The following is a 26,260-nucleotide window of genomic DNA, read 5'->3' on the forward strand; positions in this document are numbered from 1 at the left end:
AATCTAATGGTTTTTTTATATCGCAAATAATGAGCAAGCTTTTTCTGGATCTGTATCCATTACTTTTATTTGGTTAATCGCATCATAGTCATGTTTCATTAATGTATCTGTCATGGTCATATGTGCTATTTCTTTTAAGTTATTTTCTTTACTTAAATGTCCTAAATAAATGCGTTTTGTCTTATCACCAATAACATCAGTTGCTACAAGAGCCCCATCTTCATTGGATAAATGACCTTTATCGCTCAAAATACGTTGCTTTGTGCTCCAAGGATATTTCCCCATTCGCAACATGCCTAAATCATGATTACTTTCCATTAAGTAACCATCAGCATTTTTAATAATGCCACGCACTCGGTCACTACAATAGCCTGTATCTGTTAGAACAACAAATGATTTATTATCTTTATGGAATTGATAAAATTGAGGATCTGCTGCGTCATGAGACACACCAAAACTTTCAATATCTAAATCCCCTAATGTCATAACTTCGCCCATATTGAAAATATTTTTCTGTTCAAAACTAACATCTCCAATTAAAGGATCCATTGCTTGCCAGGTTTTTTCATTGGCATAAACATCTAATTTATATTTTCTTGCTAACACCCCAACCCCGTGAATATGATCTCGGTGTTCATGGGTCACTAAAATTGCATCTAAATCTTCTGGTTTGCGGTCAATCTGTGCGAGTAGTCCCGTAATTTTTTTTCCACTTAATCCAGCATCTACTAATAATCGTTTTTGACCAGATTCAATATAAAGTGAATTTCCAGAGCTACCGCTGGCAAGAACGCTTATCTTAAATCCATTATTTCCCACAAAAACTCTTCCTTCCTAATAACCCATATACTGACAAACAGTATATCTCAAATCCTTTAATTTTTCACCTCAGACACGTTCGAAGAGATAACAGCACTTGAGAAGGCATTAACTCGTTCCACTTGTGCTGTATTCTTTCCTGACTCAACGTTAACAAACCAAGCTGGAATATACACATTTTTTCCTCTAACCGTAAAAATACGCGTATAGCCAAGACTAATTGATTTTACTTTATTTCCTGGTTGCAACCTGTTATTAGTATATAAACTGATGATTGCTTCTCTTTCTGAAATTAACGGTTGTTGTTCCCTTAAAGCTTCAATATTATTCAAATAAGTTTGCTCATAGCTTTCAATGATTGGCCTGTTAAGCTCATTTTTTGAAACACTTACAGCAAGTCTAGATGTCTCATCATAAAAAGGAATCCCTTCCCATTTTTGAGAATAAATATATTGTTTACCAGGTTTACTTTCGTATGAATTAAGAACATAATCTTTTCCCTTAATAACATTTTCTTTTTGTGACACGAAATTATCGATTTTCTTAGCTTCATCTGAATCAGATATTTCCATATCGTTTTTTCGAATCAAACGAGCTGTTAATTGATTATCGTTAATTTGCCATTCAATGTTTCTTAAATCTTCTTTAGCTTCAACAACTAGTTCACTTTCTTCAGCAGATAAATAGTACCCTTGTTTGTGTTTTTGAGATAAATCATGAGGGATTTTAATTTCATCAGCTGATAATCGACTTTCAATATTATCTGAAATCGTTCCTGTTGATACTGTATCTTGAGCTGATTTTCCTTCTTGATACACATAAAATAAAAACATATTTAAGAATAAGAAGACTACTAGAAAAATACCTTCGACTCGTTTAAAATCCATCTCCTAGAGGCCTCCTTTTTCCAATTTACTGACTAAATCTGCATGAGAAAACCAAATACCATCATATTTAATGTACCATGTTGGGACTAAGTCAACAGCTTGCTTAGTTTCTGAGTTTGTTTGCCATTCATAACCTATTTGGACATCTTCCACATGGCTTAATTCAACACCAATATTTACAAGTTCACTCATTAATTTCTCTGTTGAAACAAGGGTTATCGTTTCATCTGATGGGATGGGCATTTGAATCATCTCTTGATTCGTTCTAACAAAGACATTTTTATTTTGAACAACAACTTCCAAACGTCCCTTCATATTCTTCCCAAAAACAGGAAATCCTTCAATATAATTACGATAAGTTACGTCTCCATCTTTTGCGTCAAAGTAACGTAATGTTCCCATAGCATTCCCAATATTTTCAACGTATTGGAATGTATCAAAATACAACGCATTTTTTTGTTTTTTTTCAGTTGTTTTTAGTTTACCAAAATAATTAACTTCTCCTGTATCTGATTGGATTGTTAATGATTCTCCTTCACCATTTGACAAATTAACATTACTACTCTCGTTTGAATACAAATCATTAGATTGATTGAAAAATGCTTTTGAAAAAGTAGTAAAAGATTGAGTGGCTACAATGTAACTATATGTTTTTAACTTCACATCATCTTTCATGTAATAAATACCTGAAACATTTTCAGGTTCTAAAGTTACTTCATAATAATTATTTTTTTTCTCATTAGCAACAAGGTCTTGGATTCTTTTACTATCACCTTTTACTTCAAATGAAATTCCTTTTTTTAAAGAATCATTCGTAAAGGTTACTTTTTCAGTTTCAAAAGAATAAAGAATTCGGTTGAATTTAAAATCTTCTAAATTACCTGGAAGATTAAGCTTCAAACCATAAATACTAGCATAAACAGAAATCGGAAGTTCTTTTGGAAAGAATAGATTAAAAGAATTTGTTGTATACATTGCTTCTCTTGTTGCTTTTTCATCCAATTCTTTATTTGATTGAAATTCGAAACTTCTTAATTTATCGTGAACGCCTACGATAGTAGTTTCTTTATTTGAGTATAGTAACTCTTCTTTATCTTTATGATAAAAAAGTTTTGTTGGTACATACACATCCGTCATCTTTTTTGTTTGTACTAGCTCTGAGGTGTTGTCCTTATCTTTTTCTGCTAATGAACGATTGGCTGGTTTTGTCCAGATTTTCCATGAAAGAAATAAACTAAGCAAAATCATGCTGATTAGACTAATTTTAACTATTTTATCGGTTATTTGATTCATTCCCAAAGATCCTCCTCATAGGGTTCATATGGTAACGAAATAAAGAATGTTGACCCTCTATTTTCCTCACTCTCAACCCAAATATTACCACCATGAGCTTTGACTGATTCTTTTGAAATAGCTAAACCTAACCCAGAGCCACCCATTGCACGTGAGCGGGCTTTATCCACTCGGTAAAAGCGGTCAAATACTTTCCCTAGGTTTTGTTTTGGAATACCCAAACCTTCATCAGAAATGCTAATAATGACATTTTTGTGCGTCTCAAGAAGACGACACGTAATGGTTCCTCCTGATGGGGAATATTTCATTGCATTGTTTAAAATATTATCAAACACTTGAATCATTCGATCTGTGTCTAACTCAACCCAAATAGAGCGTTTCGTAAATTCTCGTTTGATTTCATAATTTTTCTCACTATCTTTAATCACCATATCGAATCGATCAATAACATAATTAAACAATTCATTTAAGTTAACCAATTCTTTTTTTAACTCAATTTTATTGGAATCCATCCGTGATAATTGGAGTAAATCATTAATCATTCTAATCATTCGATTGGTCTCTTCTTGTGTTACTTTTAAGAAAGCTGGCGCTACTTCTGGATCTTGCCAAGCACCATCAACTAATGCCTCAATGTAACTTCTCATACTCGTTAATGGTGTTCTTAATTCGTGGGAAACGTTCGATACGAACTGACGACGTTCTTCTTCGTCTTTTTCTTTTTCCGTTACATCATGAAGTACACAAACCAAACCACTAATAAAACCAGATTCTCGACGTATCATAGAGAACTCCGCACGTAACAGCATTGCTTCTCCTAATTTGTCAGAAAAATCGATTAATGTTTCTTCTTGTTCTTCTAATAATGTTCTGAAAGTATAGTCCTCCTCAATATCTAAAAGAGTTAGTATAGACTCTCCTAAAACATCTTCCATTTGAACTTGAAGTAAATTAAGGGCCGTTTCATTGATTAAAATAATATTCCCACGGCGATCAGTTCCGATAACACCATCTGTCATATGTGAAAGAACACTGTCTAACCTTCGTCTTTCAGCATCCATTGTTTCCTGAGCTTCTTCAATTCTGGCCGACACTTCATTAAAAGTTTCTCCTAATTGACCTAGCTCATCTTTACCATAAACTTCCACTTGCCTTGAGTAATCACCATTCGCAATTCGTACAGCTTGTTGCTTCATCTCACCAATTGGCTTGGTTATAGTTCTTGCTACAAAAAGTGCTATGATTAGCGAGAATACAAGAGCAATCATCGACGCATAAAAGAAAATTAACGCAATATCACTTACTTGGCGATATTTACTTTCAATGTCACTCTTAACGTAAAGAAAACCGATGACTGCGTTACCCGTTGGAGAATACACTTGTTGAATATTCACGTAAACACGGTCGCCTGTTACCGGATCTCTTCGCTCTTCTCTTTTTTGCGTAAAAGTATTAAACGATTCATAGTCATTTTTCTTGCCGATATCACCTTGTAAATTAGGATCACTTGTGGCAATCACAATCCCCTTATCATCTACTAGTCTTGCTTCCAAAATATCACTTTTTGAAAACTCAACTAAAGTTCGTTTCAAATTATTCTCTTTTGGATTTTCTTGATACTTCGTCAGTTCACTACTTAAATTGGTCGCTAAAGCATCCACTTGAGACGTCATATTATCCTCAAATGTCTTAATGGTTGAACTTTCCAATTCACGAATAAAAATAGCACCAATAATCTCAATTGAAATCATCAAAAGAAGAACGAATACTAGTGCTATTTTAAAGTGAACCGAAGAAAAAAAGCGTAATTTTTTCTGATTCATAATTGTAAAACCCTCTAATCCTGTTCTGGATTTCTTAAGTAATAACCAACACCACGACGCGTTACTAACCAAGTAGGGTGACTTGGGTTATCTTCAATTTTTTCACGTAGACGTCTGACAGTTACATCCACTGTACGAACGTCACCAAAGTAATCGTAACCCCAAACTGTTTGAAGTAAATGCTCACGCGTCATGACTTGACCAATGTGTTTTGCCAAATAATGTAATAATTCAAATTCACGGTGAGTTAATTCGATTGTTTCACCACGTTTAGACACAATATAAGCATCTGGATGAATCGTAAGAGCCCCAATGTTTAACTCATTGTTATTGTCTTCTTCAGCTTTTGCTGCTGTATTGCCATGACGTCTTAGGTTTGCTTTAACACGAGCAACTAATTCACGGTTTGAAAAAGGTTTTGTGACATAATCATCGGCACCTAATTCTAATCCTAAAACTTTATCAATTTCTGAGTCTTTGGCTGTTACCATAATAATAGGTGTGTCGTAATTTTTTCTAACTTCACGACAAACTTCTAATCCATCTTTTTTAGGTAACATTAAATCTAATAATATTAAGTCTGGTTCCACTTCTGTCACCATCTCAACAGCTTCTTCTCCATCAAATGCAGTAAATACTTCATAGCCTTCTTTACTTAGATTAAATTTAACAATATCCGAAATCGGTTTTTCATCGTCAACAACTAGTATTTTTTTCAATGTTGAACCTCCTAGAAATAACATTTTATGCTACTGTATCAGACCTATTATACAACATTTTGACTTCTTTCTAAAATATTTCTTTTTTTCCTTCTATTAAATTTATTAAAAACTGATTAACCCTGTATTTTAATTATAATTATTATCACTTAGTACATATGCATATGCAAAACATGAAAAGTAGCAAATGTTGATTTCTAGCCTTTTATAGAAGCGTTTTTTAGCATCAAATAAATAAAATGATTTTGGTATTGTCAGTTCGTCAGTTATGTTTTAAGCTTAATGTATAAATTAATTTATTTAATTTATTCGGCTAATAATTGATGCGCAAGTCTTGTTTTCCCCTTCCCTTACAAAACCTTGCTTGCGCTGAAGCAAAAAAGCAGTGGACCTAGTCCCTGCTTTTTTTGTTCGTTTTTTTATTAATTTTTTGTTATCTAATGATTAAAAAAAAGCCTTAAAAACAGCTGTTTTCTAGTATATACATGTTTGAGTATTATTAATTGACAAATGTATCAAACAAATGATTAATTTTCAATAATAATAGATTTCGAGTATTCACTCTCAAAAACTCCTGTTGTTTGATAGTTTATTGGAAATTTAAACAAGGGGCCATCTACAACAAATGTATGATATTCTCCGTTTTCACCACATACATCAATGTTATGAGTATTCAAATAATCAATAAACATTTGATCTAGCGGTTGACCTAAAAAACTATCAGGAATTCGTGACGTCTTACTAATGGTTTTAATAATAGCGTGATACCCTTTTTCTACAAACTCTGTAACAATCTCTTCACGAGACTCTTCCCACAAAGGTAATAATGGTTTTAAACCAGACTTTTGACAAACATTTCGGTCCCATTGCCCGTTTTCTTCAATATCAATGTCTCCAAATACACAATAATCAATTCCAGATTCTTTCATTTTTCTTAATGAGGTAACCATTCGTTCTTGATAATTTTCAGGATTATTTTTAACAATGACTAATGGTATTTGTAAACTTTCAGCCGCTTGTTCTAAAAGAGAAAGAGGTATACCGTGAAACCAAGAACGATTAATATCTTCGCTCACACTAGTCACTAATCCTGCACATTGATAGCCTGCCGTAATCATACGATCTAAGGCTAAAACACTGTCTTTACCTGTACTATAACTCAAACAAAACTTTTCCATCGAGATCCTTCTTTCTCATTAGATTATTTTCTTGTAAATCATTTTAATTATCAATTTTGGTATAAAAATGTGTTGATATTTGGTTAAAAATAATTCTCTGCCACGTTTTCTGCCACCAGAGGCTGAAATTAAGAGAAAAAGAAAAAACGCTAATGTACAAGCACCTAATAAATGCTTATATATCAATGTTTTTGTCGTATGGGCTGTAGGGGGTTACAAAGAAACGTTACACTAATAAGCAATAGTGGTTTGTTACTATATTTTTGATTGTTTAACATTTTCTTCTACCCACTAGCAACCATAAATAAATATCTAACCGTATTCAATTACGTATTCAAAAAATCTTCATTATCACGGGCGAGTTTTTAAATAATTACATCCATCTAAAATCTGTATCAATAATATCTGTAAACACTTTATTTTTACAACTACCACAAGTTCCAGATTTATATTTGTCCCATCCTCCACCTTTCAATGACAACCTTACTAATTTACCTTCTTTGTCAAACATGTCGTACAGTACGGTCCATCACCTTTATGATAATATGCATTACCTTTATGTTCTAATTCACTTCTTACTATATCAATGTTCTTCAATTCTAAAACTTGTTGTCTCAACAACCTGTTTTCTTCTTGTATTTTAATCAAATCTTGTTGAACTTCCATGACTGCTTTTAATAGAATCGGGTCGTTACTTCCTGAAACTAATTCACACATTCTTGTTATTGCGCTTGCCATACTCATTTTTAACCCCTCGTTTCATTTGTATAACCATTATACCAGTAAAACAGCTAATGTTAACAACGATTTAACCAGCGCAAACTTTACCTCGTTAACCAACCAGCACAATCGCTATTCCCCTGTCACGACGACTGTGTGTTAATACCAAGTTTTCAACAAGCGACAGCCTACAAGTGTGTTTTTTAATTTTTTTTTAGATTTGTGTAACTGTCGCTGTATCGTTAAACTTCTGATAATACTATTTTACTACCATTAGATATGCAAAAAAGTTTAAAAAGTGTTTAAATATCAAGCATTTTATCTAACTCATCGAAAAATTTCTTTCGTAACTCTAACGCTTTGTTCCTTCCACAACTTAGTTTGTTTTGCTTCACTAAACCTTGTATCGTATATTGAGGAAATTTCTTGATATACAGCTCCCCAATGATTGTTTCTGTATCATCCCACATTCTTCTAACAATTCAGTTATAGCTTACTTTTTAAGTTTTAGCTGATTGATCGCTTTATGAGTTTCAATCGTCCACATAGTATCGAACATCAAGTCGTTATCAATTCTAGTACCTTTAATATTTCTCTCCAATATATCCAACCACGCACTTAAAGAATCTAAAGATTTTAACCCAGCTTGGTTCTCGGGAAAAGTTAACAAAGTCAGAGGAACACTACTTTGAGATAATCTCTCAGCTCTATCAATACCGATTAACTCCCCTGCTTCGGTTTCCTCACCATGTTTAGCTATAACTAAACCTTCTTCTGATTCATTCTGTAAGAACATCGTCATTAGCAAACCTTCTCCGAATTTAATTTGATAATCCGTTTCGTTTAAATTCAACTTATCAAAAATATTTTCTACTTCTCTTGTTTCCAAATGTTAGTCCTTCTCTTAAAAATTGCATTATTTGTTTATTTATGGTATATTAATAAATGGAATTTCGTTATGACTTATCAAGTCGCCTTTTAATCTACATCAGAAAGGAGAATGTATATGACATTCAATAACAAACAATTAGAATATCGTGTAACACTAGACACAGAATTAAACCTATTCATCGTTTTTTCAAAAGAGGATGAATCAAAATTCGCTACTGGTACAACGATTCAAAACGCAGTATCTGAATTACAAAACATTGCATAAGGAGTAACTTACCTAATGAATATTTCATATTCGTACTGAGAGCATTTACCTATTTCCATGACAGGTAGATGCTTATTTTTTATATAAAAGTCTATTTACAAGCTTTTAAAACGTTTTCGTGTTATACTTATCGTATAGAAAGGAGATGGAGATATGATGAATATTAGAAACTCTGTAATCGTTCCACACAGGGTGAAGAATTTCAAAACACTAAATCGATCCCTGTCCAAATTATGGCGTAACCACAGAGGCGCCCCATAGAAAGAGCATTCTTCAGAAATTTGTTGAGTGCTCTTTTTATTTGTCTCATTTTCTCTCTTCTCAATCTATCAATAATTATGATAACGAGCTATTACTTGTTATTCATGTTACACTTAACTTGTTCTAGAAAGGACATGATTTTTATGAATAATATTGATATGACCCTCAGGATGATGCTCAACAATATTAATAAATTTAAAAATGTTGGACCCAGACCGTATACAAGTCCTAAATCACCTATGCACACACCTAGAAATAACTTTTCTTTTGCTATGGAAATGATAACGGAACATAGTTTATCAACAAAACCAGATGGTTCAGATATGACAAGTTACCAAGACACTTGCATTTTAACTCCTCTAGGTAGCAGATACTTAGGAATGTTGAATTCAGAATTCAGACAGTTTTATACTTTCTATAACCTTTAAACGATATTAAGAGCTATTAAATCTAATACGTGTTACTCTTGACCAAAGGGGAGGTGTGATAATTTTGATTATTTCATTCATTCTTGCTGATTTACCTTTTAGAACAAAACAATTCATAATTCTAGAATTATCACTAGCTAAGTTACGGCAAAATTTTAGAAATAAATTACCTTAAGCATTCGTTCATCAGCGAATGCTTTTTTATTATCCATACCTCTGATTAACTTTACCTATTTTCTAGTGTATGGTTCCAAACTTCTAGTTTTCTTATCATACTTAAACAGTTTGTCATCTTCTACTATCAGATAGCCGTTTTACATTTTTAACACTTCAAAATACTCGCCATCGTTGATGGTCTAAATCTAATGGTTACCCAGCAAGCAATCAGTCATTATGAAAACGTAACAAGAGTACTCGATGATGTAATTTGGCATTCTATATCTAAAAAATTAAAAGTTAGAGTCGAATATCTTAAGGGTGAAATTGAGGATCCGGAAGGATGGGATCTTTGGTCCAAAGAATCTGGATATACAGTCGAAGAAATTAAAGATGAAATTAAAAGAATGAAAAGTGTAAATCACGCAGGATTTCTAGACAACTATCAAGATTTAATATATCAAGCTGTTAAAAATTTAAACGGAATTGGTAATACAGATAAAGGGATTATCGAACAAGTATATGAATCAATACAAGATATTAAATATTCTTTACCAGAATACTACTCTGATAATAGTAAAGAGGCTTCTATTTCTGATGAAGAATACATAAACTTGTATGAAGTTTCTGATATTCATGAAATATCAGAAAGAATATATGATGATTTAGACCCTAGTATTTTTATAGAAATTAATACAATTTTAAATAATGCATTATCTGAATTGAAGGATATATCAGACAAGTTATAATCTCCCTCCCTCTACTACTCGCCCGTGGTTAGATAGGAGAAATTAAAATGGCAAAATTTGAACAATATGAAAAGAAAAATGGCACTAAAGCTTGGTTATTCCAAACTTATTTAGGTGTCGATGAAGTAACAGGGAAAGAAGTAAGAACTACTAGACGAGGTTTTTCATCGTTAAAAGAAGCCAAAGTAGAAGAAAGAAAAGTACAACATGATTTCTTAACAAATGGTTTTCAAAAGAAAAGCACAACCACATTCAAGGAAGCTTATGAAATGTGGTTTATTCAGTATAAGAATACTGTTAAAGAAAGCACCTGGGCTAAGACTGGAGAAATGTTTGTTAACCACATACTGCCTGCTTACGGAGATTTAAGAATTGAGAAAATCGATGTGAAGTACTGTCAGAAGATAATTAATCAATGGTTTGATCATACGAAGACAAAATATAAACGGATGCATAACTATGTTTCTAGTGTATTTGAGTATGCTATTTCATTAGGGATAGTATCAGATAACCCAACTAAAAAGGTGACAGTCCAAAGGTTATGGAAGAAGTGAAAGAGGAAACAGAATTCAATTATTACACCAAAGAAGAATTAATTGAGTTCCTGGATTTAATTAAAAAGAGTAACAATTTAAAAGCTTATACCGTTTTCCACCTCTTAGCTTTCTCTGGTCTGAGACAAGGCGAATTGTTAGCTTTAACATGGTCAGATATAAACTTTGAGCTAAAGACCTTAACTGTCAGTAAGACACTCACAAGGGGGGAAAACTCACGTTTAATCGTGCTACCTCCTAAAACGAAAAAAAGTGCCCGTACAATGGCACTTGATGATGGTACTCTTTCAATTTTGAAGACTTGGCGTAAAGTTCAACGTACTGAAGCTTTAACCGTTGGATTTAATACAATGAGTAAAGACCAGCTTATTTTTACTAACATCGACAACGGCTTTCTTTCGCCTGCTAAATCTCGTAAATGGTTAGTGGCCATCCAAGAACAATACAATCTTAAAAAGATAACTGTTCATGGTTTTAGGCATACTCATTGCTCTTTGCTTTTTGAAGCAGGAGCAGCTATTCCAGAGGTACAAGAAAGACTTGGACATACCGATGTAAAAACAACGTTAAATATCTACACGCATGTTACCAAAAAGACAAAAAAAGAAACGGCTTTGAAGTTCGCTAAATACCTAGATATTAGCTGACCGTATTCAAAACCGTATTCAAAGTAAAATAAAAAATGCTTAAACACCCATACATCATTGATGTATCAACGTTTAAACATTCCTTCATAGTCGAGTATATGGGCTGTAGGGGGTTCGAACCCATGACCCACGGATTAAGAGTCCGTTGCTCTACCAACTGAGCTAACAGCCCCGACTAGGTAATTATAACACTTGCTTTTTTTATTTTCAACGCTATTTAAACATTATTTTTCTGTTTTTTAACAACGGATAATTGAATAATATTATTTTTTGAGCTTTTTTTTTCAGGTGTTTCAAATCGGTCAACAAAAGCATACAATTTATCTAAATCATCTAAAGAAGAAAGATCAAGTCCCATCTCTTTACCTAAGTTATATAGCTTTTCTTCTAAACTGCCTTTTAGCGATACTTCAACTTCATTTAACATAAGAGGTTCTAACTCTTTAATAACGCCAATCAATTTTAGTCCATTTTTTTGTAAATTCGCATAAAAAGCAAATTCTAAGAAACTACTTAATACAGGAACTATCTTTTTGAAAAATGAAATATCTGCTGAAATTTTATGTGGAAAAATAGCGATTAAAATATCTCTTACGCTAGTTTCACTCCATGAAGCCATCTCTTCTAAATGATAATCAAATAACCATTCACCAAACGTTAAGATAATTTCTCTTGCATCTTGTTGCTCTGAATATTTTAATTGTTTATAACTAAGTGTCTTTTCAAAATCACCTTCAGCCTTTTCAATAACTGACATCACATGATTAAACATCTCTTCAATTTCTAATTCATTGTAATTCTCCATCATTTATACCATCCCTTTCCCTTTTTAAAGTGTTGCTTACAAAAAGAGTATAAGATGAATGGCGTCCTATTTTTTAATCCCTTTCGTCTGACTAAACGACAAAAAAAGAAGAAATCATCAAATCAACGATTTCTCCTTTTTCAATCATTATTTTTCTTCTAATTTCTTTAATGCTTTTTCTGGAACTTCTGACTTTTCTATTTCTTCCCAACGCCTAACATCTTGACCTTTTGTAGTCACTTTCAAGAATTTATTAGGTGTTAACTTCTTTTCAAAAGAAATATACTTTAATGTTCTATTATTGCCTTTTTCAGTAAAACTATTTGTTTCATAGACATAGTTCTCTTCATCTGATCCTTGACTCTTATATGTTGAAATAAATTCATTCGTTGTTTTGATATAAACGGTTGAATTTTTAACAAATGGATTAAGTAAATCCATCACCATCGCAGCATTTGATGTTCTATTTTTAGTTAGTAACGGACTACCAAAAAACAGACCTCCTAAGGCTAAGAATAACACTAAAAACAAGCTTTGACTTTTCTTCATAACTCTTCCCTCTTTATTAACAGACATTTATTACTGTCAGTTTACAAAAGGATACTTGTTTTTTCGTAAGTTTCAGCTTACAAAGAACGAACAATTTTGTCACATTACTTCTTTTTGACAGGACAATCGACAGAAGAACAATCACATGTCGATTCTTTTTTTATACCATACTTATAAACTACTCGAGCTACACCTAAAAAAATGATGCCTCCTAAAATAATTGTTCCCATAACAATCCTCCTATAAAATTTCAATTCCTTCAACGACTAGATTTCGTTTCACTCGTGGTTTCATCACTAACATTCCTAGGAATCCAAGGACACATAGACTTGCAAGTAGTTGACCAAAGCCAAATGGTGCTCCTTCAATCACAACACTACCTAATTGATAAATGACAAAACTTACTATATAAGCCAATCCACATTGATAAGAAATTGCTAGTGTTGTCCATTTCCAATCATTCATCTCTCTTCTAATTGCACCAATTGCTGCAAAACAAGGAGCACATAACAAGTTAAAGATTAGGAAAGAATAACCCGCTAATGGTGTTAAACTTGCACTAAGAAGTGGCCAGTATTCTTGTCCTACTTCACTTACTAATTCTTGATGGCCATATAAAATACCAAATGTTCCAACAACATTTTCTTTAGCAATTAATCCTGTAACTGTCGCAATCGTTGTTTGCCAATTTCCCCAACCAAGTGGAGCAAAAATAAAGGCAACTGAGCGACCTATAAACGCTAACATACTCTTATCTGCATCAACCATTTCTAGTTTAAAATTAAATGCCATTAAGAACCAAATAATAACTGAACTTGCAAAAATGATAGTTCCTGCTTTTTTAACAAAAGCAGAGGAACGGTCAAATGTTTGTCTCACACTATTTTTCAAACGTGGTAAATGGTACGAAGGCATCTCCATAATAAAAGGTGCTGCTTTACCACCAAAAAGTTTGGTTTTCTTCAATATGATACCTGATAGTACAATAGCACCGATTCCGACAAAGTAAGCTGATGGAGCTACCCAACTACTTTTAGGGAAAAAGGCTCCCGCAATTAAACCAATAATTGGTAGCTTAGCTGAGCATGGCATAAAAGTTGTCGTCATAATCGTCATTCGGCGGTCTTTTTCATTTTCAATCGTTCGGCTGGCCATAACTCCTGGCACACCACAACCTGTTGCGATTAACATTGGAATGAATGATTTACCAGATAAGCCAAATTTTCTAAAGAAGCGGTCCATTACAAAAGCTATTCTTGCCATGTAACCACAATCTTCCAAAATAGAAAGACATAGAAACAGAACAATTAATTGCGGTAAGAAGCCTAAAACCGCTCCAACTCCTGCGATAATTCCATCTAAAATAAGTGACTGAAGCCATGGAGCAATTTGCCATAATTCTAAGTAGTGCGTTACTTGATTAGGGATCATTTCTCCAAATAAAACATCATTGACCCAGTCTGTTCCCATAGTTCCAACTGTTTGAATTGATAAGTAGTAAACTGCCCACATAATACCAGCAAAAATAGGCAATGAGAGCCACTTATTCGTCACTATACGGTCAATTTTGTCACTTGCCGTTAAATGTAAGTCTTTTGATTTAATCGTGCTCAGAGCGACTAATTGAGCGATAAAATCATAGCGTTCATTGATGATAATACTCTCACTATCATCTCCCATGATTTTTTCAGTCATTTGAATGATTTCCTCAATTTCTTTATGAATCTCTTCAGTAATAGTTGTCATTTCTAAAACTTTGACATCTCTTTCAAAAAACTTAATCGAAAACCAACGTAATTGATGAGCTGGTACGTATTTATTAATCAATTGACTAATTTCTTCTAAAGCTACTTCTAAACGATCATCATATAGAGGATAATTATCCGATGTTGTTATCGCTCCTCTTTCATGACTTAGCTCTTCTTTTATTTTTTTTAAGCCTAATTTTTTAACAACACTTATTGGATAAACCGGAACTCCAAGCCCATAAGCTAATTTTTCGCAATTAATAATAGTGCCTTCTTTTTTGACAACATCCATCATATTGACACTCACCATCATCGGAATACCTGTTTCCAGAAGTTGAGTTGTTAAATAAAGGTTTCTCTCTAAGTTAGTTCCATCCACAATATTTAGTAGTTGATGAGGGTGTTCCTGTAGTAAATAATCTCTTGCAACAACTTCTTCTGGTGTATAAGGTGATAAAGAATAAATACCAGGTAAATCCTGCAATACAACATGACTATCTTCTTTTAAACGTCCACTTTTTCTTTCTACTGTTACACCAGGCCAGTTACCAACAGATTGATTAGCACCTGTTAACTCATTAAACAAACTTGTTTTCCCACTATTTGGGTTACCAACTAAAGCAATATGTTTTTCTGTCTCCATTAGCTAATCTCTCTTTCTACTAAAATTAGTTCTGCTTCTTTCTTTCTTAAGGTCAAACTATAGTTACGAACTGTAATTTCAATTGGATCTCCTAAAGGAGCATACTTCTTCACTTCAATTCTTGTTCCTTTAGTTAATCCCATATCCATTAATCTTCTTTTCAAAGCACCTGTTCCTAATATTTTCACGACTTGAGCTGAGTCTCCAACACCCAACTGGTCCATTGACTCTAGCATTGATTCATGAACTGTGCTTTTTTCCACCACTTGAATACCACGAGCAATTTCTTCATCTAAACCAATTCTTGTCCCTTTAAAAACAACAATAATCGGTTGACCAACTTGTTTTGATACTATATATAGATCTACTCCACTCACTAATCCTAAGTTTCTTAAATGACGCTCATAATTTTTAGATCCCCTAAACTCCTGAAACTGATATATGTGATTCATTTTACAATTGGTGACATTCTCCATCATTAAGTCTCCTTTTAATCAGCACTTTTAGAATGATACTGATAACCATTCTCATTAATTATCATTCTAAATCCATCCTTAGCTTGAGTCAACAACTAATTGTGAATATTAACACATTTCATAAAAATTGATTTAACAACGCTTTTTTTCAGAAAATAATCATTTCTAAATTCATTTCAACTTTTTTTAATTTGAAAAGGTAAATGAAAGCTTGATAATATTGTTTTGTGAAATACTTAATCACAAAAGATTGTGCTTACATAAAAATAAGCCACTATATCTTGTGTTTTTACGTTGACATTTTTCTATAAAAAGCTATACTAATATTTATAGAAATCAACAAAAAATGGAGTGAGAATAATGAAAACAATTACTTTATATACAAAAGATAACTGCCCACAATGTAAAATGACTAAAAAATTCTTGGCAGATAAAAACTTAAACTTTGAAGAAATCAACATTGATAATGAACCACAATATATAGATACTCTAAAAGAACAAGGCTTTAGAAGTGTTCCAGTTATTACAACTGCAGATGAAAGAGTGACTATTGTAGGTTTCAGACCAGATCAACTAAGAACGTTGGCTGTTTAATATGAAGTTAGTCTTTTTTTCTTTAACCGGGCAAACAAGACGATTCATCAAAAAACTAGACCTCTCTACACCTGCCCATGAAATCGATCCAAATAATCCATTTCATGAATTGAACGAACCTTACATTCTAATCGTTCCTACTTATGACGCTGAAGTCACAGAAGTAGTGAACGATTTTATTGAGTATAAGAGTAATCAAGACAACCTGTTAGCTGTCGCAGGTGGAGGAAATCGTAACTTTGCAGATTTATTTATTTTTACTGCTAAAGATATTGCAAGAGACTATGATGTCCCACTTGTCTTTAGTTTTGAATTTAATGGAACACCTGAAGATGTAGAAAATTTTAAGAAAGTAGTGAGTGAAATTGAGTCTAAAAGACCTTAAAGACGTAACTTATTTTGAATTAAATAATGAAATTAACAGGCCAGTAAACGATCAAATCCCTTTATATAAGGATAAAGAAGCTTTAGCTGCTTTCTTTAATGAGAATGTAGAACCAAATACTAAAACTTTCTCTTCTATTGAAGAAAAATTAAACTATTTAATAGAAGAAGAATATATTGAAGCAGAATTCATTAGTAAATACTCTATTGAATTTATCGAATCTTTATATACTTATCTTGATGAACAACACTTTACTTTCAAATCATTTATGGCAGCTTACAAATTTTATTCTCAATATGCCTTAAAAACAAATGACGGAAGTGCTTATTTAGAAAGGTATGAAGACAGAGTAGCTTTCAATGCTCTTTATTTTGCAGACGGCAATGAAGAATTAGCTATGGATTTAGCTGAAGAAATGATCTATCAACGTTATCAACCAGCAACACCTTCCTTTTTAAACGCTGGTCGTAAACGCCGCGGAGAACTAGTTTCTTGTTTCTTAGTCCAAGTAACAGATGATATGAATAGTATTGGTAGAACGGTTAATAGTGCTCTACAATTATCTCGTATCGGTGGTGGTGTTGGGATTACACTTTCAAACTTACGTGAAGCAGGCTCACCTATCAAAGGTTTTGAAGGAGCAGCAAGTGGTGTTGTTCCTGTTATGAAATTATTCGAAGATAGTTTTAGTTACAGTAATCAATTAGGTCAAAGACAAGGTGCTGGTGTGGTTTACTTAAACGTATTCCATCCAGATATTGAAATGTTCCTTTCTACTAAAAAAGAAAATGCAGACGAAAAAATTCGTGTCAAAACTCTTTCTTTAGGATTAGTTGTTCCTGATAAATTTTACGAATTAGCTCGTAAAAACGAAGATATGTATTTATTTAGTCCTTATAGTGTTGAGCGTGAGTATGGCGTGCCATTTTCTTACATCGACATCACAAAAGAATACGATAATTTAGTGAAAAATCCTAATATTCGTAAACAAAAAATTAGTGCCCGTTACTTAGAAAATGAAATCAGTAAACTGCAACAAGAATCAGGTTATCCATATATCATTAATATTGATACAGCTAACCGTTCTAACCCAGTTTATGGAAAAATTATTATGAGTAACTTATGTTCAGAAATTTTACAAGTACAAGAACCATCAATGATTAATGATCGTCAAGAATACGAAGAATTAGGAACTGATATTTCTTGTAACTTAGGCTCTACTAACATTGTTAACTTAATGGATAGCCCTAACTTTGGTAAATCTGTTCGTGCAATGACTCGTGCCTTAACTTATATTACAGATGCATCTGATATCGAAGTAGTGCCTTCTATTCAAAACGGAAATCATTTAAATCATACCATTGGTTTAGGTGCTATGGGCTTACATACTTATTTTGCTAAAAACCAAATGGAATATGGTTCTGAAGAATCTTTAGAATTTACTGATATTTACTTCATGTTATTAAACTACTGGACTTTAGTAGAAAGTAACAATATTGCAAAAGAAAGAAAAGAATCTTTCTATCAATTTGAAAAATCAGATTATGCGAATGGTTCATATTTTGATTCTTATATTAATGAACCAATCTTACCAACTTCAGATAAAATCAAAGAATTATTCACAGGAATTGAGATTCCTTCTGCTGAAGACTGGACTCGTCTAAAAGAAAATATTCAAACATTTGGTTTATATCACCAAAATCGATTAGCGGTGGCACCAAATGGATCTATTTCATATATCAATGATACAAGTGCAAGTATTCATCCAATCACTCGTCTTGTTGAAGAACGTCAAGAAAAGAAAATTGGAAAAATCTATTACCCAGCACCTCATCTTTCAAATGAAAGCATGCCATATTACACATCAGCTTATGACATGGATATGAGAAAAGTCATTGATGTTTACGCAACGGCACAAAAACACATCGACCAAGGAATGAGTTTAACGTTATTCATGCGTTCTGAAATGCCAGAAGGTCTTTACGAATGGAAAAAAGATACAACCAAACAAACAACACGTGATTTAAACATTCTACGTCACTATGCTTTCCATAAAGGTGTTAAATCAATTTATTACGTTAGAACCTTTACAGATGATGCTGAGGAAATCGGTAGCAATCAATGTGAAAGCTGCGTTATTTAATAAGGGAGGAAAATCACTGTGACAAATAGTTATTACAAGGCAATCAACTGGAATGCCATTGAAGACATTATTGATAAATCAACTTGGGAAAAACTAACGGAACAATTCTGGTTAGACACACGAATCCCCTTATCAAATGATTTAGATGATTGGCGTACCCTTTCAGAAGATGAAAAAGAAAATATTGGTTTAGTTTTTGGCGGCTTAACTTTACTTGATACAATTCAATCAGAAAGTGCTATTGATGCCCTAAGACCAGATGTTAGAACTCCTCATGAAGAGGCTGTTTTAAATAATATTCAGTTTATGGAATCTGTTCACGCGAAAAGCTATTCTTCTATCTTTAGTACATTAAATACTAAAGCTGAAATTGAAGAAATCTTTGAATGGACTAATACAAACGAATACTTACAAAAAAAAGCAGAAATCATTAACGAAATCTACTTAAATGGTAATCACTTACAAAAGAAAGTAGCTAGTGTTTATGCTGAAACTTTCCTTTTCTATTCAGGATTTTATGCACCTCTTTACTACTTAGGAAACAATAAATTAGCTAATGTGGCAGAAATTATTAAATTAATTATTCGTGATGAGTCTGTTCACGGAACTTACATTGGTTACAAATTCCAAGTTGGATTTAATGAATTATCTGAAAAAGAACAAGAAGAAACAAAAGACTGGATGTATGATTTACTCTTTACTCTTTATGAGAATGAAGAAAAGTACACTGAGCTTTTATATGATAAATTAGGCTGGACAGAAGAAGTAAAAACATTCCTTCGCTACAATGCCAACAAAGCATTAATGAACTTAGGGATGGATCCACTGTTTCCTGATACAGCAAATGATGTTAACCCAATCGTTATGAACGGATTATCGACTGGAACAAGTAACCACGACTTCTTCTCTCAAGTAGGTAACGGCTACTTACTTGGAACAGTTGAAGCAATGAACGATGATGATTATTTAATCGGTATGTAAAAAAAAGAGCTAAGAAGCAATTGCTTCTTGGCTCTTTTGTATTTTAAAGACGATTTTTTTTGAGAAAAAGTAATTAATAATAGTTGCTAACACTTGAGATATGACAGTGAAAATAAATTCATTTAATAACTTCTCACTTCCAATAAATCTAGCAAACATTGGATTAGCAAAAAAAGCATTTTGATAGTTAATATACCGAAGCCCCAAATGATTAATCCAAAATCTTCCATATTTATCCACAAAAAAGAAAGCTATCCCTAAATCAAGTAAAAATACTAAAGCACGACCAATACAGAACTCAAAAAATTGATGGCATGCTTTTTTAAAACCTGTTCCTGTATTTTTGAAAACAAAAAACTTATTCGCAAAAAAAGAAAAAACGATGGCGCAAATTTGACCAACAATAACAGGTATTAAAACACTATCTGTTAAGCCTTTTGATGTAAATCTAGCAAAGAAATAAATGAACGTTCCTGTTGTCCCTGCGATTGTATACAATAAAAACTCTTTTCTATTGATCAAATTTCTCACCCTCTTTCTTCAAATAAAGAAAGGGAATGTCTAAGAAACATTCCCCGACTCGTTCTTTTATTTTCTTGTTACTTAAAGTAATATCTTGTTAACTCTAACGCATTTCGATCCATGATGATTTCACCATATTCATCTAAAATATCTGTTGTCACATTTGTTTTACTAGTATACTCATATAATTGAGCCATATCATTTTTCACTTGTGCTTCATTGTTTTCTTCGGTGAAAAAAGAAACTCTTAAAAAGTATTCATCTTTAAACTTATAAAGATAACTGAAGACATTTTGTAATTGGATATTTTTAGCTAATGTAATCATCGTTTCAAAATATTCTAATCTGAAGATTGTTTCAAAAACATTGTTTAAACTTTCTCCTAAAAAATCAATTTCTTCATCTAAGACATCTTCTTTTAGTTTGCCATTTCCTGCAATATGTTCTTTTAGAAAATCTGTAAAGCCATCTCCTAAAACATTATCTTGCATCATGTTTAAATTATCATCATCATTCATCGGTAGATTTTTACTAATGAATAATTCTAGTCCGTCATGATTGGGTAGCACTTGGAAAGTTACAGAATCTGTCTCTTGAAATTGTTCGTCCACATCTACTTCTTCTAAAATACTGTAGAAAAAACTTTCTATCTGTTTTTGATTACCAAGCAAGTCTAAAAAAGTAACTCCTCTTTCAGCCAAGTCGTCATTTCCAATTGAAACACGAATGGTATTCTCATTAATCCTCTCCATCTCCATCTCGCTACACCTCGTTTCTCTTAATTTTATCTTTAGCCTTATTGTATCGGAAAAAATTAAAAAGTAAAGTAAACGCTACTCTTTAATAGAAACAAACGAAAAAACAGCATGTTCGATATCGTTTTATCAACATGCTGAAGTTTATATAAATAATCTACTTAGATACCTGCCATCATTTGAGCATGTTTTAATTCAATTGCTCTGACTTCTCTTGGTAAGAATCGACGAATTTCATCCTCGTTAAATCCAACTTGAAGGCGTTTTTCATCTACCATAATTGGGCGACGTAACAATCCTGGATTTTCTTGAACTAACTTCAATAACGTAGGAAGCGATAGTTCATCCAAATCAACGTCCAACTTTTGAAATACTTTAGAACGAGTAGAAATTATCTCTTCTGTTCCATCCTCAGTCATGCGCAAAATCTCAATTAGCTCATCTTGAGTTAGAGGTTCCGAGAAAATATTTCTTTCGACAAATGGAATTTGGTGCTCTTGTAGCCAAGCTCTTGCTTTTCGACATGATGTGCAACTAGGTGAAGTATATAATTTCAACATACGATTCACTTCCTTTCAAAATTAACAGACTAACAGTTTTTATTCGCTGTTTTTGACTTTAAGTTAATTATACTATAACACTTTCTAAAATACTAGATTTTTTTTAATTTTTTTTGCAAAAAACGTCTATTTTATAGTCGTGTAAAACCTTGTCATATCCACGTTTCCGATACTGTAGTTAATTCTTAATACATTATTTACAAATAATTCACAATTAAGAAAAAAAATGAAACAGCTATGAGATGTGTACTACCGATTTTAAGTAAGCTGTACTAAACTCCCATGTTCTATGATGATTTTCTGTCTTTATCTGACTTTTTTAGTATAATGTACTTATGACAAATTTAAAAAGGTGGAATAATTCATGGAAGTAATTTTTTCTGGTATCCAACCAAGTGGTATTCCCACTATCGGAAACTATATCGGAGCAATGAAGCAATTTGTTGATTTGCAAAAAGAATACAAATGCTATTTCTGTATTGTGGATGAACACGCAATTACAGTTCCTCAAGATAGACTAAAACTTAGAGAACAGATTTTACAATTAGCCGCATTATACCTTGCTGTAGGCATTGATCCTAATCAAGCGGATATCTTTATCCAATCCGAGGTAGCAGCTCATGCTGAGGCTGCATGGATCGTTCAATGTAACACCTCTCTTGGTGAATTAGAAAGAATGACTCAATTTAAAGATAAATCTCAAAAACAAGTTTCAGTTAACGCTGGACTTCTAACTTATCCACCATTAATGGTTGCTGATATTATTCTTTATAATACTAATTTAGTACCTGTTGGAGAAGATCAAAAACAACATCTCGAATTAACTCGTGATTTTGTTGAACGCTTCAATTCTCGTTATGCAGGTAAAAACCAAGAAATTTTGACGGTTCCTGAAGTTAAAATTCCTGAAAAAAATAGTGGCGGTCGTATTATGAGTCTACAAGAGCCTACTAAAAAAATGAGTAAATCTGATGATAATGCTAAAGGTTACATTTCTATGTTAGACGAGCCTAAAGTTATCGCTAAAAAAATTCGCTCAGCTGTAACAGATTCAAGCGGCATTATCGAATATAATCCTGAAGAAAAACCAGGTATTTCAAATCTTTTAGTTATTTTCTCTTCAGTAACCGATTATTCTATTGAAGAATTGGCTCTAAAATACAAAGATAGTGGCTATGCTGAATTCAAATCTGATTTAGCAGAAGCTGTTGTTACTTGGATTGAACCTATCCATGAACGCTACAATCACTATCTTAATTCTGAAGAATTACATGAGATACTTGATAATGGCGCACTAGAAGCTCAAAAAGTAGCTAATAAGACATTACAACGTATGAAGAATGCTGTTGGACTAGGACGTAAACCAAAGCGTTAAAAAGAGCATATTTTTTGAATTATGTTAAAATAGATTTAGTATATATTGGAGGTTTTTCTACCATGGAAGAAACAAAAAAACAAGATGCAAATGCATTATTAACACAAAAAATGATTGATAACCGTACAATCTTAATTTACGGAGAAATTAACCAAGATTTAGCTAAAGAAGTTAGCAGTCAGTTGCTATTATTAGCTTCTTTAAGTGATGATCCTATTACCATTTTCATCAACAGCCAAGGCGGACATGTAGAAGCTGGTGACACAATTCATGACATGATTAAATTCGTCAAACCAGACGTGAAGGTAGTCGGTACTGGTTATGTAGCCAGTGCTGGTATTACTATTTACTTAGCAGCTAACAAAAAAGATCGCTATTCTTTACCTAACACACGCTACATGATTCATCAGCCAGCTGGCGGCGTTCAAGGACAAAGTACTGAAATCCAAATTGAAGCACAAGAAATTATTAAAATGCGCGAACGTATCAACCGCTTAATCGCAAAAGCAACTGGTCAAACATATGAAAAAATCTCAGAAGATACTGATCGTAACTTCTGGATGAGTGCTGATGAAGCCGTTAAATATGGTATCGTTTCAAAAATTATTGAAAAATCAAAACAAGTTAAATAACCCCAAAAAAGGAAGACTTTATCATAAGAGTCTTCCTTTTTTTTAGTATGTAATTTCTACTATTTTAGATGTTACTTTATTGGTTTGTAAAAGGATTTCATCTCCGTTTTGATCAAAACAATAAGCTATTGGTATGGAGTAGCCACAATTTTTATAAGAGCCATCTGCGTGACTTGTCCCTACAATAAAGCACTTATTCTTTATCGCTATTTTTTTAGCCTCAGTTACCCATTCATTCAATTGTTCTTCACTAAACATTCCTACACCAATCGGATGCACGATTAAATCCATATTAGTTACCTTAGGAAAATCCCGTATTCCTTTTAAAACTTCCATACATAGTAAATACCCCATAGATCTTCCTTCCAATGAGAAAACTAAAGGCATTCTCAAACATGACTGATCATCAGCTTCTGTTTTTTCCCTAAAATAGACTAGTTTTCCATTTGAATTAATCGCAACAGCTATATCTTTACCATCTTTTCTAACCGAACTGACAATAGAAACTGAATACTCTTTTGCTAATAAGCTGGCTTCTTTTAAGGCTGCTTCTGAATTAAAGTATCCCTCTGGATAAATCACCAAATCAAGAGTTTGTTCAAAAAATTGTTCTAAATCTTTTCTAAGTTGATTAACGCCCACTTCAAATTTAGGTTGTCCGATTAGTAGTTTCATTTCTTTCTTCCTTTGTTTATAAGCGTTACTCTTTCAATAGCCAATTGATAGAAATAAAACTCCCAGTCTATTTTTAATCCTTCTTCAGAAATTTCTTCTAAATAACTAATATTGAGTAAATACTGATTCAAACATTCCAAATCGTAATCTTGCATAAATTGATCAAAGGACAATCGCTTGTTTATTTTTGGCGTTAAAAAAGAATAATAAGTCTTTAAGAATAGCTGAATATTTTCTTCTTCATCTAAAAATGAGAACCCTTTTTTAAAAGATACTTCATCACCTGAATAAAAAGCACCAAAACGAGCTACATCACATATATAACTACTTAACCTAACATGTTCCAAGTCAAGAATCTTAATCTGAGTACCCTTTTCATCAAAAAGAACATTAATTGGTAATAGATCATCATGACAAATCGTTTTAGGCATCTCTTTAAAACGAATAATGTACTCTTCATAAGTTTTATATAAGTTTAAATTGCTTTTTAATTTCTCTAGCAATTGATATTTAGATTCTATTTGTTTTTTTAGATTAGGAGAAAAAGTTCTTAAACTATCATTTTCTTCAAAAAAACAATTGGCTAACTTAGCTAGTTTTTCTCCTAGTTTGATAGCTGCTTCTTTCTTTAAAATACTTAAGTCTTCCCCTGGAAAATACTCAGTTGTTAACCAGTACTCTCCACTTGAATCTTTCGTTTGATTGATAAACTCTGGAAAAGTTTCAACTCTATTTAATAATTGATACGCATCACATTCTTCTTTACTCACTTTTTTTAACACGACCGATTTTCCCTCACGAGTCGAAAGACAATACACTTGATATTCTTTGTCTAAACGCTCATTAAAAAAAGGAGAAACTTCTAGTATTTCCAATCCAGTTAATAATTCAGCATATGATTTGTCCATTTTGATTAATCTCCATTTTTTATTATAATTGTATCATTTATTTCACATCAAAAAAAAGAAGAAACTATTAAATCTAGTTTCTTCTTTTAACTGTACAAATTTAATAAAGTAACTCAATTAAATCTTCAGCTTCAATATTTCCAAAATATTTCTTCACATCAATCGTTGCTACAGCTTCTTTTATAGCTTCTTTATCATATTTTATGCCGCGCAACACGTTTTCCACATCTGAAATTTCACCAAGTCCAAAGAAATCTCCAAAGATACGAATTTCTTTAATTTCACCTTCTGAAACATTCATTTTAGCTTCAATTGAACCAATCGTAAATCTTTTTCGTCTTACTAAATCAAACTCTGGTGAACGACCATAGTTCCAATCCCAATTTCTATATAATTTATCAGAAATAGCATTGATTCTTTCCCAATCTTTATCTGTTAATTTATAAACATTAACATCATCTAATGAGTCTGTTTCAAAAATCTTCAATAAAATTTCTTGTCTGAAGTCTTTAGTCGACATATTTTGATGAGTATCAGTTAAGTAAGGTTTGATATTTGTTACACGTGAGCGAATTGATTTAATTCCTTTAGATTCAATTTTATCTTTTCTCACTTTTAACGCATTAACAACTTCATTCACATCGCTATCAAACATCAATGTTCCATGAGCAAACATACGGCCATTAGTTGAATACATGGCGTTACCTGAGAATTTTTTACCATCGATTACTAAATCATTACGACCCTTAAGCTCAGCTCCATCAACCCCCATATCATGTAACGCATCAATAATTGGTTGAGTAACTTTTCCAAAGTTTCTAAACGATTCACCATCATCAGGCATGATAAAACTAAAGTTCAAGTTCCCAGCATCATGATAAACTGCTCCTCCACCACTAAGGCGACGAACAACATGGATTCCTTGTTTTTCTACATAATCTGTATTGATTTCTTCAATTGTATTTTGATTACGTCCAATAATGATAGACGGTTCATTGATATAAAATAAAAGAATTGGTTCCTCAACCGGCATCTCTTGTACTAGGTAAGTTTCAATTGCTAAGTTAATTCGTGGGTCTGTAATTTCTTCATTTGATACAAAAATCATCATTCATTCTC

At 32.6% G+C, this 26,260-nt stretch carries 29 protein-coding genes and 1 tRNA gene; 10 read left to right on the top strand and 20 right to left on the bottom strand.

Going from position 1 to position 26,260, the window contains the following annotated elements:
• Positions 1–15 precede the first annotated feature (15 nt).
• The 8 genes from H9L18_RS12715 to H9L18_RS12750 all read right to left on the bottom strand — a co-directional run bounded on the left by H9L18_RS12715 (position 16) and on the right by H9L18_RS12750 (position 8,328).
• Positions 16–819 (bottom strand): MBL fold metallo-hydrolase, encoded by an 804-nt coding sequence (locus tag H9L18_RS12715; protein WP_126792621.1) that lies wholly within the window; start codon positions 817–819, stop codon positions 16–18.
• A 56-nt stretch (positions 820–875) separates the two neighbouring features.
• The gene (locus tag H9L18_RS12720) at positions 876–1,706 is read right to left on the bottom strand and encodes a two-component system regulatory protein YycI (RefSeq protein WP_126792623.1); all 831 of its coding nucleotides are present in this window, start codon (positions 1,704–1,706) and stop codon (positions 876–878) included.
• Between the two features lie 3 nt (positions 1,707–1,709).
• Positions 1,710–2,999, bottom strand: a complete 1,290-nt coding sequence (locus H9L18_RS12725) for a YycH family regulatory protein (protein ID WP_126792625.1) — start codon at positions 2,997–2,999, stop codon at positions 1,710–1,712.
• On the bottom strand, positions 2,996–4,822 hold the full coding sequence (gene walK / locus H9L18_RS12730) for a cell wall metabolism sensor histidine kinase WalK (RefSeq protein ID WP_126792627.1): 1,827 nt from the start codon (positions 4,820–4,822) through the stop codon (positions 2,996–2,998). Before walK ends, H9L18_RS12725 begins: the two co-directional genes overlap by 4 nt.
• Positions 4,823–4,836: 14 nt before the next feature.
• Positions 4,837–5,541, bottom strand: coding sequence for a response regulator YycF (yycF, locus tag H9L18_RS12735; protein WP_126792629.1), 705 nt, complete (start codon positions 5,539–5,541; stop codon positions 4,837–4,839).
• A gap of 527 nt (positions 5,542–6,068) precedes the next feature.
• Positions 6,069–6,719 (bottom strand): Dph6-related ATP pyrophosphatase, encoded by a 651-nt coding sequence (locus tag H9L18_RS12740; RefSeq protein WP_126792631.1) that lies wholly within the window; start codon positions 6,717–6,719, stop codon positions 6,069–6,071.
• Between the two features lie 486 nt (positions 6,720–7,205).
• Entirely contained in the window at positions 7,206–7,463 is a 258-nt protein-coding gene (locus tag H9L18_RS12745; protein WP_126792633.1) for a hypothetical protein, read from the bottom strand.
• A 469-nt stretch (positions 7,464–7,932) separates the two neighbouring features.
• Entirely contained in the window at positions 7,933–8,328 is a 396-nt protein-coding gene (locus H9L18_RS12750; RefSeq protein ID WP_126792635.1) for a hypothetical protein, read from the bottom strand.
• 117 nt (positions 8,329–8,445) lie between these two features.
• Here H9L18_RS12750 and H9L18_RS12755 point away from each other — a divergent pair, with 117 nt between their 5' ends.
• The 4 genes from H9L18_RS12755 (at position 8,446) to H9L18_RS12770 (ending at position 11,390) form a co-directional block, all read left to right on the top strand.
• The gene (locus H9L18_RS12755) at positions 8,446–8,595 is read left to right on the top strand and encodes a hypothetical protein (RefSeq protein WP_185847437.1); all 150 of its coding nucleotides are present in this window, start codon (positions 8,446–8,448) and stop codon (positions 8,593–8,595) included.
• A gap of 1,054 nt (positions 8,596–9,649) precedes the next feature.
• Positions 9,650–10,189: an XRE family transcriptional regulator gene (locus H9L18_RS12760; protein WP_126792639.1), complete on the top strand. Its 540-nt coding sequence runs from the start codon at positions 9,650–9,652 to the stop codon at positions 10,187–10,189.
• Positions 10,190–10,236: 47 nt separating this feature from the next.
• Positions 10,237–10,743 carry a tyrosine-type recombinase/integrase gene (locus H9L18_RS12765; protein WP_185847438.1) on the top strand — a complete coding sequence of 169 codons (507 nt, stop codon included), beginning with the start codon at positions 10,237–10,239 and terminating at the stop codon, positions 10,741–10,743.
• Entirely contained in the window at positions 10,731–11,390 is a 660-nt protein-coding gene (locus H9L18_RS12770; RefSeq protein ID WP_185847439.1) for a site-specific integrase, read from the top strand. Before H9L18_RS12765 ends, H9L18_RS12770 begins: the two co-directional genes overlap by 13 nt.
• Positions 11,391–11,489: 99 nt before the next feature.
• On the opposite strand, the gene H9L18_RS12775 is transcribed toward H9L18_RS12770, so the two are convergent.
• The 6 genes from H9L18_RS12775 to H9L18_RS12800 form a co-directional block, all read right to left on the bottom strand.
• Positions 11,490–11,562: transfer RNA gene (locus tag H9L18_RS12775), tRNA-Lys, on the bottom strand.
• 45 nt (positions 11,563–11,607) lie between these two features.
• Complete coding sequence (locus H9L18_RS12780; RefSeq protein ID WP_126792641.1) at positions 11,608–12,198, bottom strand: hypothetical protein; 591 nt, start codon at positions 12,196–12,198, stop codon at positions 11,608–11,610.
• 144 nt (positions 12,199–12,342) lie between these two features.
• A complete protein-coding gene (locus tag H9L18_RS12785; protein ID WP_185847440.1) occupies positions 12,343–12,744 on the bottom strand; it encodes a YxeA family protein in 402 nt (133 codons plus the stop codon).
• Between the two features lie 104 nt (positions 12,745–12,848).
• A complete protein-coding gene (locus tag H9L18_RS12790) occupies positions 12,849–12,974 on the bottom strand; it encodes a FeoB-associated Cys-rich membrane protein (RefSeq protein ID WP_126792645.1) in 126 nt (41 codons plus the stop codon).
• A 10-nt stretch (positions 12,975–12,984) separates the two neighbouring features.
• Positions 12,985–15,135, bottom strand: coding sequence for a ferrous iron transport protein B (gene feoB, locus H9L18_RS12795; RefSeq protein WP_126792647.1), 2,151 nt, complete (start codon positions 15,133–15,135; stop codon positions 12,985–12,987).
• Positions 15,135–15,611 (bottom strand): FeoA family protein, encoded by a 477-nt coding sequence (locus H9L18_RS12800; protein ID WP_185847441.1) that lies wholly within the window; start codon positions 15,609–15,611, stop codon positions 15,135–15,137. The genes feoB and H9L18_RS12800 overlap by 1 nt, the downstream gene beginning before the upstream one ends.
• A gap of 360 nt (positions 15,612–15,971) precedes the next feature.
• On the opposite strand from H9L18_RS12800, the gene nrdH reads away from it, so the two are divergent.
• Genes nrdH through nrdF form a run of 4 tightly spaced genes read left to right on the top strand, consistent with a single transcriptional unit; the run spans position 15,972 to position 19,714 of the window.
• Entirely contained in the window at positions 15,972–16,205 is a 234-nt protein-coding gene (gene nrdH, locus H9L18_RS12805; protein ID WP_126792651.1) for a glutaredoxin-like protein NrdH, read from the top strand.
• 1 nt (position 16,206) lies between these two features.
• Positions 16,207–16,590, top strand: coding sequence for a class Ib ribonucleoside-diphosphate reductase assembly flavoprotein NrdI (gene nrdI, locus H9L18_RS12810; protein ID WP_126792653.1), 384 nt, complete (start codon positions 16,207–16,209; stop codon positions 16,588–16,590).
• The gene (gene nrdE, locus H9L18_RS12815; RefSeq protein WP_126792655.1) at positions 16,571–18,733 is read left to right on the top strand and encodes a class 1b ribonucleoside-diphosphate reductase subunit alpha; all 2,163 of its coding nucleotides are present in this window, start codon (positions 16,571–16,573) and stop codon (positions 18,731–18,733) included. The genes nrdI and nrdE overlap by 20 nt, the downstream gene beginning before the upstream one ends.
• 18 nt (positions 18,734–18,751) lie before the next feature.
• A complete protein-coding gene (gene nrdF, locus H9L18_RS12820) occupies positions 18,752–19,714 on the top strand; it encodes a class 1b ribonucleoside-diphosphate reductase subunit beta (protein ID WP_126792657.1) in 963 nt (320 codons plus the stop codon).
• Positions 19,715–19,723: 9 nt separating this feature from the next.
• Here nrdF and H9L18_RS12825 read toward each other — a convergent pair whose 3' ends face one another.
• The 3 genes from H9L18_RS12825 to spxA form a co-directional block, all read right to left on the bottom strand.
• Complete coding sequence (locus tag H9L18_RS12825; protein WP_185847442.1) at positions 19,724–20,236, bottom strand: GtrA family protein; 513 nt, start codon at positions 20,234–20,236, stop codon at positions 19,724–19,726.
• A 77-nt stretch (positions 20,237–20,313) separates the two neighbouring features.
• Positions 20,314–20,994 carry an adaptor protein MecA gene (locus H9L18_RS12830; protein WP_126792661.1) on the bottom strand — a complete coding sequence of 227 codons (681 nt, stop codon included), beginning with the start codon at positions 20,992–20,994 and terminating at the stop codon, positions 20,314–20,316.
• Positions 20,995–21,152: 158 nt separating this feature from the next.
• Positions 21,153–21,551: a transcriptional regulator SpxA gene (spxA, locus tag H9L18_RS12835; protein WP_126792664.1), complete on the bottom strand. Its 399-nt coding sequence runs from the start codon at positions 21,549–21,551 to the stop codon at positions 21,153–21,155.
• Between the two features lie 364 nt (positions 21,552–21,915).
• On the opposite strand from spxA, the gene trpS reads away from it, so the two are divergent.
• Together trpS and H9L18_RS12845 are read left to right on the top strand one after the other, a co-directional pair.
• On the top strand, positions 21,916–22,926 hold the full coding sequence (gene trpS, locus H9L18_RS12840; RefSeq protein WP_126792666.1) for a tryptophan--tRNA ligase: 1,011 nt from the start codon (positions 21,916–21,918) through the stop codon (positions 22,924–22,926).
• A gap of 62 nt (positions 22,927–22,988) precedes the next feature.
• A complete protein-coding gene (locus tag H9L18_RS12845; RefSeq protein ID WP_126792668.1) occupies positions 22,989–23,558 on the top strand; it encodes an ATP-dependent Clp protease proteolytic subunit in 570 nt (189 codons plus the stop codon).
• 42 nt (positions 23,559–23,600) lie between these two features.
• On the opposite strand, the gene H9L18_RS12850 is transcribed toward H9L18_RS12845, so the two are convergent.
• The 3 genes from H9L18_RS12850 to lplA all read right to left on the bottom strand — a co-directional run bounded on the left by H9L18_RS12850 (position 23,601) and on the right by lplA (position 26,249).
• On the bottom strand, positions 23,601–24,233 hold the full coding sequence (locus tag H9L18_RS12850) for a carbon-nitrogen hydrolase family protein (protein ID WP_126792670.1): 633 nt from the start codon (positions 24,231–24,233) through the stop codon (positions 23,601–23,603).
• The gene (locus tag H9L18_RS12855; protein ID WP_126792672.1) at positions 24,230–25,141 is read right to left on the bottom strand and encodes a phosphotransferase; all 912 of its coding nucleotides are present in this window, start codon (positions 25,139–25,141) and stop codon (positions 24,230–24,232) included. The genes H9L18_RS12850 and H9L18_RS12855 overlap by 4 nt, the downstream gene beginning before the upstream one ends.
• A 100-nt stretch (positions 25,142–25,241) precedes the next feature.
• Complete coding sequence (lplA, locus tag H9L18_RS12860) at positions 25,242–26,249, bottom strand: lipoate--protein ligase (protein ID WP_126792674.1); 1,008 nt, start codon at positions 26,247–26,249, stop codon at positions 25,242–25,244.
• Positions 26,250–26,260 lie beyond the last annotated feature (11 nt).

The organism is Vagococcus carniphilus, assembly GCF_014397115.1.
In the GTDB taxonomy this organism is placed as follows: Bacteria; Bacillota; Bacilli; order Lactobacillales; family Vagococcaceae; genus Vagococcus; species Vagococcus carniphilus.